This window comes from Streptomyces vulcanius (assembly GCF_042653945.1).
GTDB lineage: Bacteria > Actinomycetota > Actinomycetes > Streptomycetales > Streptomycetaceae > Streptomyces > Streptomyces mangrovi.
Genome location: NZ_JBHSFK010000007.1, coordinates 186475 through 200344, shown reverse-complemented (window position 1 = coordinate 200344; position 13870 = coordinate 186475). Strand labels below are relative to the sequence as shown.

Here is a 13870-nt window from a genome sequence, read left to right as displayed (position 1 = left end):
GTTGGAGACTCAGCGGGGTGGTCAAACGAACCGCAACCGCGCGGAATGCTGGGGGCAAGGTGGCGGTCGAGCGCACCAACCGCGACGTCCGGACACTCATCACGCAGATCGCGGCCGGGGAGATCATGCTCCCCGAGATCCAGCGAGGTTACGTATGGAAGGCATCACAAGTCGCCAGACTCATCGAGTCTCTGTATCGCGGATACCCGGCGGGCTCCCTGTTGTTCTGGAAGACCGGCCAGCCTGCTGAGACACGGGGGGCAGCGATCGGTGTCCCCCAAGCTCTGCCGAGCGTCATGCCCCTGTACCTGTTGGATGGGCAGCAAAGGCTTACCTCGCTCTTCCGGGTGCTCACCGATCACCCAGAGGCCCAGGTCGTCTTCAACATCGAAACCGAAACTTTCCAGAATCAGAGTGCCGCAACGCGGCGGAACAAGAAGTGGATCAAGGTCTACGATGCCGTAGGCCCCGAATCCGACATGTTCATGATCCATGGTGAGCTCAAGGACGCCGGGCTCGCCATCCCAGACCCTGAGATCGGACGGCGCCTGAGCGCGCTCCAGAAGATCACGCAGCGGGACTTCCACATGGAAGTGCTGCACGATTTTGAGTACGAGGAAGTCGCCGACATCTTCGTCCGTGTGAACAGCGGCGGCCGAGCACTCAAGACTACGGATCTCGCGCTGGCAACGCTCTCTGCGCGTACACCTGGGTTCCTGGGCCAACTGGAAGCAGAATCAACCCGATGGGCAGAGCGCGGCTTCGGAGCCCTTGACGTCAACTTCCTTATCAAAGCGCTGACTTTGAGCCTGTCAACCACCAGCACGCGCTCCGCATCCGTGGCCAAGCTAACCGCCGCCAGCAAAGAAATGGTCGAATCAGGTTGGGGAAGGGTACAACGAGGGCTTTCCCACGTTGTACCTCTCCTGACAGAGAGACTCCTGATCCCGACTACGGCCGTGGTGCCGTCGCTCGCTGCTCTCCATCCTCTGATCTTTTACTACGGGCAGCGCCCAGAGAGCACAGAGGTCACGGACGAAGTGGAGAACGGTCTGCTGTACTGGTTTCTAGCCGCTACGGCACGGAACCGCTACGGCGGCGCTTCGGACACAGCGCTGGCCCAGGACATCAGGACGCTTGACGTCGAGAATCCTGTAGCAGCACTGCTTTCCAATCTGGGAATCCGTGAAGGCGGGATTTCCGTAACTGGCAACGACCTGGCTGGACGCAATCATCAGAGCCCCTATCTCATGTTCTGTTACCTCGCAGCAGCTCACGCCGGCGCCACCGACTGGTGGGACGGAGGGCCCATCTCGGGGGGTGTCGACCCATCGGGTAAACCTCAGTACAGCCTTGTTCACCCGGCTGCGAAACTGCGTAGCGTGGGGAAGAATTACTCCTCCACAGAGATCAACGAACTCGCAAACATCGTGTTTGTCTCTGAACAAACTGCGAAGAACATCATCGGCAGCCATTCCCCCGCGGCCTACCTGCCGAACGTCAGCGCGAGCGACCGCAGCGCACACGCGATCCCAAGCGAACCGGCTCTGCTCGAGCCCGAGGAGTACCCAAGCTTCCTCGCCGCCCGCAGGACTCTGCTAGCACAGCGGATCACCAACCTCCTCGACCAGTTCCGGCCGGCCTTCCTGGGGCGGGATGTCGCTGCCAATGAGCCCCGCGAATCCCGGTCGTTCCAGTTCACGGGCTACGTCGGAGCTGGCCGCAGTGTGTTGGTGGCGGAAGCAGAAGCCAATGGCCGAAGCTGGGTCGGATGGCTAGCCCCCTCAGACTTCGAAGCGGCACTCGACGCAGCGGCAACTGGCCTGGCCTCTGATGTTCCGGTCGGTGACGAGACGGCCCCGCTGCGCGTCGACGACGAGAACAGTGTGACGTTCGGCCTTGGTCCCTTCACCATCCGAGGTTCGCTCGATCAATGGCGTACTACGGTCAAAGACGCGTTCGAAGGGGCCCAGCCTTTGGCAGATTGCCCTGAGCCGAACGACGACCATTGGCCTGCAGAACCAGAAGAGTTCTTGCTCTCGGAAATTGGAGTGCAGAATTTGGCCTAGCTCACTGGCATGACCCTCAAAACCTCAGGCGCAGTTTGGGTGAGCATTGGTGCGATACTTGGAATACCCGGCACTGGCACCTCAGGAGGTACGTCGAGCCGACACGATTGCCAGCGACCGCGAACCGTGCGGTCCGAGGGGACGTGATCCGAGATCCAATCTCTCGGCACTGCGGCCACGGCTCTTATCTTCAATTCGGGAGTGAGACGCACGGTTACAAGTTCCCAGGCTGGGTCACGCAGCATGGTCTCGTATTCATTGCGTGAAATATATACAGTAAGCCGTCCCGTGCGGACTGTGCTCTTTACTTCCAGATGTGCGGAGTGCTGGTGAGCATCCACAAAGATGTCGTATCCATAGCCGTCGGACCATGCCGCGACGTGCTCCACCCGGCCCTTGGCTGACTCGGACAGCAACTCAAGGAGCGCAAGCTCCCCCGCCGAGCCGATCCGGGAGCGCTCCTCGGTGTCCACCTTTCCCCAGGCCGTACTCACTTGCCCGTAGGCCTCTTCTGGAGTGAGGCCGAGGGTTTCTGCAGCACGCAGGGCATCTTCGGGGAGTTCGTCAGGCCCGCGAATGAGCAGGTCAGCATCCCGAAACCACGGCACCCCGCTCTGCGCCATCGCAGATTCAAAGACTCTGCAGTTCACGGGCCCGCGACTCTTAACGTTGCCTAGAAGCCCCATTTCTCTGATCCAGGCGTACGCCGCGTCATACTGCGTCGGCGTGATGTCACTGAAGTCGCTGTGTGCAGTAAAGAGAGAGCGCACTCGGGTCGCTCCGCTGGCTGGCAGCCTCTCCAGCCAGCGGACTGCCGCGCGCAGAACTGGCTCAGGCGGCACGGGCACGAAGGTGACCCATCAGCGCCTGGAGGTCTCGATGGTCCAGGCCGCCGCCAACTGCCGGTTCTTCCTCAAGGTCGGCCAGTTGCTGGACAGCCGGATCATCAAGGATGGTCCCCATGAACTTCAGTTTGTCACTGAGTCGTTGATCAACGATCTCGTCGATCGTGCCCTCCGAAGCGAGCACCGTGATCCGTGTCTCGGTCTCAGGGGCGAGGCCGAGCCTATGAATGCGATCAAGGCTCTGCAGAAAGCGGCCAGCCGCGAAGTCCCGGTCCACGTAAACGGCATCGTGGCATTGGTGGTGGAGACTGATTCCCTCGCCAAGCGTGCCGGGGTTGGACAAGAGAACCATGCAATCGGGGTCACGCCGGAACCGCTGGATCGCGTCCTCACGGTCGGCATCGTTCATAGCGCCATAGACCAGCGCCGGCGAGAACTCACTGAGCATGCGCTCAAGCGTGTTGAGACTGCGCACAAAGGTTGACCAGACAAGTGTCTTACGTCCCTGGGCGGCGTTCCTGCTGATGATCGCGAGAACCTCACGGTACTTCGGCGACATCTCGTAACTGGGAAGATCTCTCATCAGCTCGAAGAGCGGCGTGCCCTCAGGCACGGACAGCGGAGGCACCTGGTACGACAGCGGTTCATGACGTGTGGTGCCGACGGCGAGCAGCGCGGGGCTCGTCGCCGCCATCAACATGTAGACGATGACTTTGCCGAGAGCGATGAAGTCACCCTCGGAACCAGCGGCACGAGCAGAGAACCGCCCGACGAGTGCCTCATACACCTCCTGATGTAGGGGAGGCAGAGGAACAGGCGTCAGGTTTATGGAAACAGGAGGCAGACCGAGTTCGCCCTTGGTGGTGCGAGTGAACAAGGGGCGCAGCACCTGGCTTGCCGTAGCCAGATCCCCGCCGGCCACTGCCTGGATCACCTTCTGGCGTCCGTGGCCGGGCCATACGAAACCGAAGAGGTTCTCCAGGTCCTTCACCCCGTTGGGGGCTGGCGTCCCTGTAAGGATCAACCGGTGTCTGCTGCGGGGTCCGAGGGCGAGGCAGGCCGCACCGTCCGTCCCATCGGCACCGCGCTTCATCCGGTGGGCCTCGTCGAGAAGAAGCATCGACGGCCGCGCCGCGAGCCATTGGCCGAGTTCATTTACGACCCCGTCCTGGCGCAGCCGCTCGTAATTGACGATGAGCGCGTCCGCCCCTGGATCGGCGTCCTTCGAGAAGACATCCATACTCAAGGGTTCAGTCAGGCATTCCTGGTTCTCGTACTTCCAGGACTCGTAACATGACTTCGGACCGACGATCAGGAGCCGCTCAATGCCCTTGCTCTGCCGCAGAGATTGGAATACGGCGAGGCCTACCCGGGTCTTGCCAGCTCCGGGGACTGAGAAGTTCGCTCCGTGTCGCAGCGATAGCAGTTTCGCAATGTCTCGGCGCTGGAACGCCGTGAGATTTGCTTTCCACCCCGGGCCGAGCAGGCTGCCGACGTCGTCCGGGTCTACTTCTCCGTCCGGGCCAGCCGTGACGTCCAGACGTCTGGCGACAGTCTGTGCGTCAACGGCTGAATCTGTAGCCAGCGCAGCCATCTGGGGATCCCAAGAGACGCTGCTGGGCTCAGGCCATGTGGCGAGCGCCACCAAGTTCGTCAGGAGGTCATCGATCTCTACCTCCATGGTTCCCGGCGAGCGCTGCACGCTGCTCTGAAAGCGCAGAGCGAGGCGACGCAGATCGCTCTCACGTCCTGTTCCCGCCCGCAGCCGCGCACGGGTGACGCCGTCACCGAAGCCGATCTCCAGGCTGGGCGCAGCGGACTGCCCCGCCATTAGTTCTCCCGCGTGGAGTCGAGCAGCCAGGCAACCCCGTTACCGGGCGAGCTGAAAGTACGTCCTGCCTGCTTCGCAAGCCGGGCAAGGCTCGCCTTCAGCGTGAGCAGCGCGTCGTCGAATGCATCCTCGTCAAGGGCGCGCTTGGCCTTAGCCTCGGCGAACTCGGCTGCACACTGATTGACGTAGTCAGCGGCGTCGGTGAGGCGGTCAGGAACAGCTACCTGACGCTTCTGAAGTTCGGCGTTCGCACCTGCCAGCTTCACGGCGGCGTCGAAGGTCTTGCGTGCCGTCTTGATGAGCGAATCAGCCTGGTTGACGGCCGCGGGTTCCAGCTTGTCACCGGCCTGTGAAGCGGCCTTCGCCTTCAGCAGGGCATCCGTGAGCGCACGAGTGGTCTTGACGGCGGCCGTTGCGTCCGGGATCGCTACACCGGCCAGCCCGGGAATCGCCACAGTGGAAGATTCTTGGGCGGCGGGACGCAGCTCGCTCGGCAGACGCTCTTCGAGGTAGCGGCTGTGGAAGTCTGCTTCCGCAAGACGCACCGTCGTCTTCGCGTAGTTCAGCACCACCATGGCCAGGCGTGATTCCTTCAGCTGTTCCGCGGCGTCAGGATCTGTCTTGGCCAGCTTCGAGTAGTCACGGTGAAGCTCACGGAGCTTCTCCTGGTGGTCCTCGAAGTCGACCAACCGCAGGACAGCGCCGTTCGCGGTCTGGCTGCGGTCAATCGCATCCTTGATCAGCTGATAGACCCATCGGTCCTGCTGGAGGGTAGTCTTTTTGATGTTGAAGTCGCGGGCCACGTCCTCCTCACGACGGCCGTCCGCAAGCTCGTCTTCGATCGCGATGAGGCGGTTGATGTACGAGTACTCGCGACGCTTGTCGCGGCGCAACTGCAGGGCAAGCTCAACGCTGTTGATGTCGCGGCGGGACGTATCTGCGGGAAGGACACCGACCCGGATGTTCTTGATGCCCAGGTCTCTCAAGGCAGCACAGCGGGTGTTGCCGTCAACGAGGATGCCGTCCGGGCTGATAATGCCGGGCTCCCGCTGCCCCACGTCGTCTAGCTCGTCCGACAACGCCAGGTAGTCCGGGTCAGTTTGGCTCGGGTTTGAGGGCCGGCATCGCAGCAGGTCATGCAGATACGTTTGTGCGGCTTCACTCCACGGCTCTTCCTCCAGGACCCGGTTACGGTCCGGGTTGAGGGTCCGCTGGGCACGAATGCGGTGAGTGTCCGGGTTGAAGTAGAGCATGTCGACCGGCATGGAGATCACATGCAGGTGCTTCTGCTCACCGCGCCACTCCACGGTGATCTTGGCGCCGTCCTCGGCCATGGCCTGCTTTAGCCGTTCGTCCACCAGCGAGCGATTCTTCTCACCCTCGGGCGGGACGCCGAACTTCACAGCCATAACCAGAGCCTCCAGGGAGCCAGACGCAGCGTGCAGCAGCATCATGTCAGGCCCCGCTGACAGCGGGTGTACCGATGTTCCACAATCAATGTCCCAATCGCTTGGAGAACGGAGCATGAAGTGATGCCGCCTGCTTGGAACGACCCTGAGCTCAAGGCAGGAACCATGGTTCGTGGAGCGCTCTGGCTCATCCAGGTGATCGGTGAGGGGAAGACCTTCACCAAGGAGCAGATCCGAGACGCCTTCCCTGGGATCTCGCAGGCTGACCGGCGCATACGGGATCTCCGTGACTACGGGTGGGTCCTCTTCACGAACTCCGACGACGCAACGCTGCTGGCTGAGGACCAGCGCTTCGTCAAGGCGGGTGTTCCGGTCTGGGACGCTGCCGCCCGTCGGGCCGCAGCACCACAAAAAGCCATCTCCAACAAGGAGAAGCAGGCGGTCATGGCCCGCGACGACTACATGTGCAGCGTTTGCGGCATCTCAGGTGGCGAGCCGTATGTGGACGACTCGAACCAGACGGCTGTGCTCTCCATCACCCGTCGCGAGACCGTGCTACCGGATGGCAGGGAGCAAACCCTGCTCGTCACGGAGTGCAAGCGGTGTCGCGCGGGAAGTGACGGCCACCCTGCCCGTGCCGATGAAGCCGTGGCCGACATCCGGGCCCTCGAACCGGGCGACCAGCGCCGGCTCCTCCGCTGGATCGAGCGCGGACGACGAGGTTCTACGGCTCTGGACCGGGCATGGAACGCATACCGGCGGCTTCCCGCCGACGCCCGTGACGAGGTTCGGGCATCGCTTGAGAGCTGACCCCTCGCCCGCTATGTGACGTATGGGCCGTGCGAGTTTCGTTTACATCAGTGGGTCGCCGTAGACTTCAAAACCGCGCACGGCTCGCCCTCCCAACTGGGTGACGCCGTCGAAGATCGACGACTAGGGTGCTACAGCGGGATCTGTGTTCACAGAGGTGCCCGCTGTGATAGTGAGCCGAGCGCAAACCTCGGCCCCGCGTCGGCTCAGGGCCTGCGCGCCTGAAAGGAGATCGAATGGCGGCGTCAGAGCGCGACAGACAGCTCGAGGTCGTGGAGATCTGCGCGGGTGCAGGAGGCCAGACCCTCGGGCTGGAACGAGCGGGATTTCGTCACCGTGTCGCTGTGGAGCTCGACGAGAATGCCGCGCACACACTGCGTTGTAACCTGCAGGACGTTCTCGGCTACAGCAAGCAGGGCGCAGAAGACGCCGTAGCAATCGGCGACGTAGCCGACCCCGGCACTTGGGAACCCTCCGAGCATAAGGGCGTTGACCTGCTGGCTGGCGGTGTGCCGTGCCCGCCGTTCAGCATCGCAGGCAAGCAGCTGGGCGCCAATGACGAACGCGACCTCTTTGCCTGGGCGATCGAGCTCTGCGGCGACATCCAGCCGAAAGCGCTGCTCCTGGAGAATGTGAGGGGGCTCAGCGCCAACCGGTTCACGGCCTACCGGCAACATGTCCTCGACCGTCTTCACGAGTATGGCTATATCGGTGACTGGAAGCTTCTCCACGCCAGCGACTTCGGCGTCTCCCAGCTCAGGCCACGCTTTGTGCTAGTTGCCCTCAAGCGGGAGTACGCGGAGTACTTCGAGTGGCCGGCGCTCCACAAGGAAAGGCCACCCACGGTGGGTGAGCTCCTTGAAGACCTCATGGCGAGCAATGGCTGGGAGGAAGACCAGGTCACCGAGTGGGTCAAGCGAGCCGATGACATCGCGCCGACGATCGTCGGCGGCTCCAAGAAGCACGGCGGCGCTGACCTCGGTCCTACACGGGCCAAGCGAGCGTGGGCAGACCTTGGCGTGGACGCCATGGGCGTGGCCAACGAAGCCCCAGAGGAAGGATGGCGAGCGCCAGAAGGCGTCCCAGGGCCGAAACTCACCACTGCAATGGTTGCGCGGATCCAGGGCTGGCATGACTTCGAGTCGCCAAAGGGCAGCGACCTTGCCGCAGAAGGCGAGTTCCGCTGGAAGTTCCATGGGCGTAAGACTTCTGTCTACCGGCAGATCGGCAACGCCTTCCCTCCGCCAGTCGCCAAGGCTCTGGGGGTGGCCATCCGGAAGGCCATCCGTCAAGAGGGTGAGCGTAAGACCCTCGTGGAGAACACCGACCGGGTTTTGGACCCTGTGTACAAGCTGCTTCGCGGTCTTGATCGTCCACTGACCGTCGACCAGATCATTGAGAAGCTCGCCAAGAAGGGCACCGTTCTTGAGCAGCCGGATGTCGAGCGGCGGTTGAACCACCTTGGTCACGACTTTGCGGTGACGATGACGACTCGGTCCAGCGGTGTCATTGCCTACAGCCTCGGCGAGTTCAAGGCATTCACCGGTCAGGACGACCACCAGCGCCACGACCTGTTCACCCAACTCCGGGCAAAGATCAGCTAATGCACTGAAAGAGCAGCGGGACGGTGCTTCCGGTAAGCACACCGCCCCTCGCTGGAGGTGCTACTCAGCCAGCCTGGCCTTCAGACTGCTTTTCTCCGCAGTGGTGAGAGATTCTGCCTTGTTGATGGCCTTCGCTATGAGCTCCGGCACCTTCGAATAGTCGATCTCCAAGCTGATCAGGGTGTAGTACTGGCTGCCATCGTCCTCAGACGTTGCAATGCTGAATCCCAACTCGCGTAGCTCTCTCGTGCGACGCTCTGTGTGAACGTTGTCACGAGTCGCAAGACGGAGACGGTCGCTGTCGACCCGCTTACCAAGGCTCCGCAGGAGGATCATGAACAGAAGTTCGTGCACCTTACTCCCGTAGGGGACCTTGAGGAACCGCTCCGGGATCAGGTCGGCGTAACGGTTCTTCATTTCTGCCTGGATGCTCGCCCGCAGCTCCGCGAACTCAGGGCATTCAGGCGGTAGCTGCGACAGCAGCAGCGCCTGCATGGACTGGGCAAGCTGGCGCTTCGCGAAAAGGTAGGCGTCGATGAGGTCATCCGGCGAGGCATCCTCCGACTCGAAGGCGGACCTCAGCTCCCGCACCGCGTAACCCGATGTCGGCTTGAGACTCCTCCACGCCTCGATCTGCTCCTCGTTCTCTGCAGACACAGCAGCAACCCTTCATCGTTGTGGGAGCGAGACGGTGAGAGTAGCGCGCCAGACCTATCGATCGCGCGACGGTTTTCGACCAAACCCCGGCATCGTAGGCATGCTTCCCGCTAGCACGTTCAACCGGTGGGGAGTCGGTTCGCAGCAGCCTGCTCTGAGGCCAGCGCGCTTAGCACTCCGCGGTCAGCTGGCGGCGCAGAAGCAAGGAGATCGAGGAACCACGGTGCGATCCACGAGGACTCGCGGTGGATCCACTCTCCTGAAGGCAGCACCGTGCCCGGCTTCCAATCAGGTGCAGGCGCATCGCTGCCCCGCACCGCAGCGACAATGTCTACCCGAGGTTCCCCCTCGGTGACCTCCCGCCGCTCCAACTGTGCGGTAACGCCGATGAGCCACCACTGGGCGAGCCGAAACACAGAATCCAGGGCCTCCATCGTGCTGCGTACAGCCGAGGAGGTCAGCCCAGCCGACCGATAGGCGATAACCGGCAAGTCGCCGGGTGGGGCTAGATCCCCAGCCGTCCTTACCGTAACCACTGTCCCATCGTCCAACACCGGCGTGAAAGTCTCTGACACTCGCCGGATCTCTTCATATGTGTTGTCCGCCAGGGCCGCGTTAAGGTACTCCCCCACACCAGCGTAGAAGTCCGGCGGCGTCTCAAGGCGCAGTTCGGCGCCGGCACGGCGGTGCATCTCGTCCAGCATTGCAGGCCACGGGCGCTGCTTGCCGTTGCTGGTGTCGTACCAGTCTTCCTTGACATCGTTGGACACAAAAAGCACTCGCCGACTGCCCTCCGGGAGGAGAGCGGCTTGTTCGATCACTTCCTCCCATATCAGGAAGTCACCAGCCGCTTTGAGCGGAGTGCCCTTGTCGAAGTCCTTGAAGCCAGGCGGTATCCGGTTGGGGAAACGGAACACCACCGCCTCATCGAGTCGCTGCTGAAGCAGTTGGTCATCGGGCTGGAGGCCGACTCGGTCCCCATAGAGGTCTGCTATCCGGGGAAGGATCGGATCCGCTGAATCAACGTTGACCGGGGTCAGGTCGTAACCGTTCTTCAGCATGTCCAGGTGGACCTTGAATGCATCGCGATACAGAGCAAGGTGCTCGTCAACGGCAGCCTCGCTGACCAATTGCTGCAGGGCATCAATCTCGGCCGGCACCCGCGCGTACTTCTGCAGCTGAGCCCGCACTGTGTCCTTCGCTTCGATGATCGCGTTGCGCGCGGCCGTCAACTTGGCATTGACCGACTTCGATGCGTCGGCAAGGACCCGTTTACGCGACTCCAATACGCTGCGGCGCCCGCGGACAAATTCGAGCCCCACCTGGTACGGCATCCACAGCCGCCCCGAGACCTGGCCCAGAGCCGTAAGGACTTCCTCTCGGGACTCCGCCGTGTACTCATAGAGACTGAGGAGCACGTTGGTGTCCAGAACGATCAGCGCATCCTGGAAGAAGGCAAGGCGGATAGTGTCCTGCGGTGATGGCACGGGCTGGAGCCAGGCGTGGAACCGCCGAAGCAGTGCTGGGTCCTCCATGTGCACGTCCCCCTGAACTCGCGCGATCTCAATCCGCAATCATCCTGGCACACGAGTGAGACAAGGGCGGATGCGGCTGCCTGGCAGAAGGGGATGCCCCGACGGCGGAGCATCCCCTACGGCATCACCGTCAAGCGCACGTGATGACTAGGCCACGTCCGCTTCGGCTTCGTAGTGCATCTGCGCGCGGTCCAGAATGTCGTCCGGGTCCTGGCCACGAGCGGCGGTCCAGTGAAGCAGGTCCGCGATCAACGCAACCGCCGACTCGGCAAGGACGGCGTCCTTCCCTCTCTCGTACGCAGGACCGCCGCCAAGGGCTTGATAGTTCTCAAGCGCTGTCACAGCCCGTCCGATGCGCAGACAGGTGGATCCCACGTCAGTCGCGATCTCGCACCAGACCGCCTTGCCGACCGCTGTCAGGACAGTGCCCCACTCGATAGCCAGGAAAGTGAGCAAGTGCAAGCCCCGGCCCGACTCCTGATCACGGTCCATCATCCTGATTGACGGCCTGACGGAACTCTTGTCGTGAACTTCAAGCCGTAGACGCTCCCCTCGCCACTCCAGAATCAAAGCCGCTGATACGCCCTCTCCGACGTGCTTGACCACGTTGGTCGCCAGCTCGGTGACAAGCAGCTCCGCATCGTCGACGGCGACAGGAATGCCCCACCGGCTCAGCTGCTCGGCGGCAGCCCTCCGTAGTTGGCTCACTTCCGCCGGCACCGCCTCGAACGGCAGGACACAGCGGAGTCGGGGTTCGGTGACGTCGTAGCCAGGCATGGCCACTCCTCCCTCCCAGGCCACGCACATGCTGCGCCTGCCGTGTCCGCACGGCTGCACTGCGTAGCGGTTTCGAGAAGGAGCATGGCATGGAGAAGTCTCTCTGTGTAACTTCTCATGGGAATCTATCGGGTGAATCCGATGGTGAGACGCTTGCAGGCTGCCTAGCCTGATGGGCATCCCCGGGCCCCGCGCCCGGCTCATGGCAAGGAGCCGCATGTCCGAACGGACCACCACCCGCCGCCGTCAACTGGGCGCGATGATGCGCAAGTTGCGCGCACGGAAAGGGCTCACGCTTGAGGAGGCGGGACGGCTCGTCGGCGTGTCGAAAGCAACGGTCAGCCGGTACGAGACCCAGGCCGGCCCGGTCAAGTGGCTGGTCATCGACGCGCTGTGCCGTGAGTACGGAGCAACCGACGCCGAGCGGAACGCTGTTGTCGGCATCGCCAAGAACGCCAGGCAGCAGGGCTGGTGGAACTCCTTCGCCGACTCCATCCCCGAGAGCATGAACCTGCTGCTCACGCTTGAGGACGAAGCCGTGCGCGAGAGCCACTTCGCGTGTGTCTACGTCCCGGGGCTGCTGCAGACGCGCGCATACAGCACCGCGCTGCAACTGGCCAACGAAATGCCCCTGGAGCAGGCGGAGATCGACCGTCTGGTCGACATCCGGATGAAGCGGCAGGCGATCCTCACCCGCCCGAAGCCACTCCGCATGTGGGCGATCCTCGACGAGTCCGTGATCCGACGAGTCGTCGGATCACCCCAGACCATGCGGGAGCAGCTCGACCGGCTGCTCGAGGAGAACGAGTCTCCTCACATCACCCTTCAGGTGCTGCCCTTCGCCAAGGGAGCCCACGCCGCCGCGCTCGGGAGCTTCGTCATCATCGGCGGCACTGAGCCGGCGCTCGATGTGGTGTACGTCGACTTCCACACGGGCTCACTCTTCCTGGAGAAGGAAGAGGAACTGGAGCGATACAGACTTGCGTTCGAGTACCTCCGGGCGCAAGCGTTGGACATGGAGGCCTCCTCCGCCATGATCCACCGCGCCCGCAAGGAGCTGTGAATGTCCGCCGGCCCTCAGCCTGCTTCCGAGCCCGTCTGGTTCAAGTCGTCGTACAGCGGCGGTAATACGACCGAGTGTGTGGAGACCGCATTCACGCCCGACCGTGTGCAGGTGCGGGACTCCAAGGTGCCCGGTGGCCCGTCTTTCTCGGTGGCGGCTGAGGCATGGCGCAGGTTTTTGCCTGCCTCGGTGCTGTAGTCCGTGAACTGGTTCCCTTTGTGCGTCAGGCATCTGGTCCGAGGGGAAGCACCATGACACAGAGCAACGGGGCGGCATTGCCTCGCCGACGCGTGTGTCGTTTCAGTTCTCATACAGGGCCTCAACCTTGGTGGGTTCGTGTGGGTGATGAGAGTCGCACGCTGTTCCCGGCATGAAGTCAGAAGCTCAGCGAGCCTGTCTCGGTCACCAAGGTGTCGGGTGTAACCGCAGACGGAGGGTGCCATGACCCTGAGGTTCATCGGTACGACCAGCGATGATGGTGAATGTCCCACCCTTTACGAGATCGAGGGGAGCGACGAGATCCTCGTCCAGGGCGTCCGGGAGACGGACCCGGAACGTCTAGTCCAGTTGCGGGACGTCAAGGAGTCCGAGACCTTCGTGCGTGTTCCGCGTAGCTTGATCAGTCGGTTCGCGCCGAGGAGCGAGGCTCCTGAACTCCAGCCGTTCGCTTCGATCTCCCACTTCTTTCGCGATTTCAAGCACACTGCTTGGCGGCTAGAGACTCGGCGCGGTTATGCCTCCGATCGGAGCAGCCCCAAGTGGGGTCGCTTCCTCGCAGGTGAGGACATCTCTCGTGATTCCGACAACACCTGGCGGGAGAACGTCCGTGCGCAGACGGCGCTGGGGAAGCGCTTCGAGCGGGTGCGGTTGGTCGACGAACCGCTCACGCAGGGGCAGGAGTTCCTGCTGGCGAGCGCGCCCGGCAACGTCGCGGCCGGCGAGGACATCCGTAACCTGACTCGCTCCCGAGCAGAGGGGCTACGGCTGCCCGAGTACGACTTCTGGCTCTTCGACTCAAGGGTCGTCGCTCGGTTCATCTTCGACGACGATGACACCACCCTGGGGGTGTACGTCACCGAGGACGCGGCCGAAGTACTCGCCGCCTGCCAGGCCCGGGACGCCGCCTGGCACCACGCGGTTCGTACCGAAGTAGTCGCGCTGGAGATGGAACACCGTTCACACGTGCCTTGAGACACGGTTTGTCGGCTGCTGACTTGCCGATGCTATTGGAGCCTTGTCCCCGGGCTCCGTGGAAGTCGTCCCGCCGCGC

The 13870-nt window shown here is 62.8% G+C and carries 12 protein-coding genes; 6 read left to right on the top strand and 6 right to left on the bottom strand.

Going from position 1 to position 13870, the window contains the following annotated elements; all coding sequences use genetic code 11:
• Positions 1–17: 17 nt before the first annotated feature.
• Positions 18–2069 carry a GmrSD restriction endonuclease domain-containing protein gene (locus tag ACFPIH_RS13150; RefSeq protein WP_381170293.1) on the top strand — a complete coding sequence of 684 codons (2052 nt, stop codon included), beginning with the start codon at positions 18–20 and terminating at the stop codon, positions 2067–2069.
• On the opposite strand, the gene ACFPIH_RS13145 is transcribed toward ACFPIH_RS13150, so the two are convergent.
• From ACFPIH_RS13145 to ACFPIH_RS13135, 3 genes are all read right to left on the bottom strand, one after another.
• Positions 2066–2839 (bottom strand): protein NO VEIN domain-containing protein, encoded by a 774-nt coding sequence (locus ACFPIH_RS13145; RefSeq protein WP_381170291.1) that lies wholly within the window; start codon positions 2837–2839, stop codon positions 2066–2068. The genes ACFPIH_RS13150 and ACFPIH_RS13145 overlap by 4 nt on opposite strands.
• Before the next feature lie 61 nt (positions 2840–2900).
• On the bottom strand, positions 2901–4745 hold the full coding sequence (locus tag ACFPIH_RS13140) for a DEAD/DEAH box helicase (RefSeq protein ID WP_381170289.1): 1845 nt from the start codon (positions 4743–4745) through the stop codon (positions 2901–2903).
• Entirely contained in the window at positions 4745–6199 is a 1455-nt protein-coding gene (locus ACFPIH_RS13135; RefSeq protein WP_381170287.1) for a transcriptional regulator, read from the bottom strand. Before ACFPIH_RS13135 ends, ACFPIH_RS13140 begins: the two co-directional genes overlap by 1 nt.
• Before the next feature lie 120 nt (positions 6200–6319).
• Between ACFPIH_RS13135 and ACFPIH_RS13130 the strand changes: the two genes are divergently transcribed.
• Together ACFPIH_RS13130 and ACFPIH_RS13125 are read left to right on the top strand one after the other, a co-directional pair.
• Positions 6320–6964 carry a hypothetical protein gene (locus ACFPIH_RS13130; RefSeq protein ID WP_381170285.1) on the top strand — a complete coding sequence of 215 codons (645 nt, stop codon included), beginning with the start codon at positions 6320–6322 and terminating at the stop codon, positions 6962–6964.
• A 236-nt stretch (positions 6965–7200) separates the two neighbouring features.
• Positions 7201–8568, top strand: a complete 1368-nt coding sequence (locus ACFPIH_RS13125) for a DNA cytosine methyltransferase (RefSeq protein ID WP_381170282.1) — start codon at positions 7201–7203, stop codon at positions 8566–8568.
• Between the two features lie 60 nt (positions 8569–8628).
• Here the strand turns inward: ACFPIH_RS13125 and ACFPIH_RS13120 are convergent, their stop codons facing one another.
• The 3 genes from ACFPIH_RS13120 to ACFPIH_RS13110 all read right to left on the bottom strand — a co-directional run bounded on the left by ACFPIH_RS13120 (position 8629) and on the right by ACFPIH_RS13110 (position 11537).
• Positions 8629–9225, bottom strand: a complete 597-nt coding sequence (locus ACFPIH_RS13120; protein WP_381170281.1) for a hypothetical protein — start codon at positions 9223–9225, stop codon at positions 8629–8631.
• 119 nt (positions 9226–9344) lie between these two features.
• Positions 9345–10760: a PIN-like domain-containing protein gene (locus tag ACFPIH_RS13115; RefSeq protein ID WP_381170279.1), complete on the bottom strand. Its 1416-nt coding sequence runs from the start codon at positions 10758–10760 to the stop codon at positions 9345–9347.
• Between the two features lie 147 nt (positions 10761–10907).
• Positions 10908–11537, bottom strand: a complete 630-nt coding sequence (locus ACFPIH_RS13110) for an ATP-binding protein (protein ID WP_381170277.1) — start codon at positions 11535–11537, stop codon at positions 10908–10910.
• Between the two features lie 217 nt (positions 11538–11754).
• On the opposite strand from ACFPIH_RS13110, the gene ACFPIH_RS13105 reads away from it, so the two are divergent.
• From ACFPIH_RS13105 to ACFPIH_RS13095, 3 genes are all read left to right on the top strand, one after another.
• Positions 11755–12600, top strand: coding sequence for a helix-turn-helix domain-containing protein (locus ACFPIH_RS13105; RefSeq protein WP_381170275.1), 846 nt, complete (start codon positions 11755–11757; stop codon positions 12598–12600).
• Positions 12601–12798, top strand: a complete 198-nt coding sequence (locus ACFPIH_RS13100) for a DUF397 domain-containing protein (RefSeq protein ID WP_381170273.1) — start codon at positions 12601–12603, stop codon at positions 12796–12798.
• A gap of 243 nt (positions 12799–13041) precedes the next feature.
• A complete protein-coding gene (locus tag ACFPIH_RS13095) occupies positions 13042–13791 on the top strand; it encodes a DUF6879 family protein (RefSeq protein WP_381170271.1) in 750 nt (249 codons plus the stop codon).
• The last annotated feature ends 79 nt before the right edge of the window (positions 13792–13870 follow it).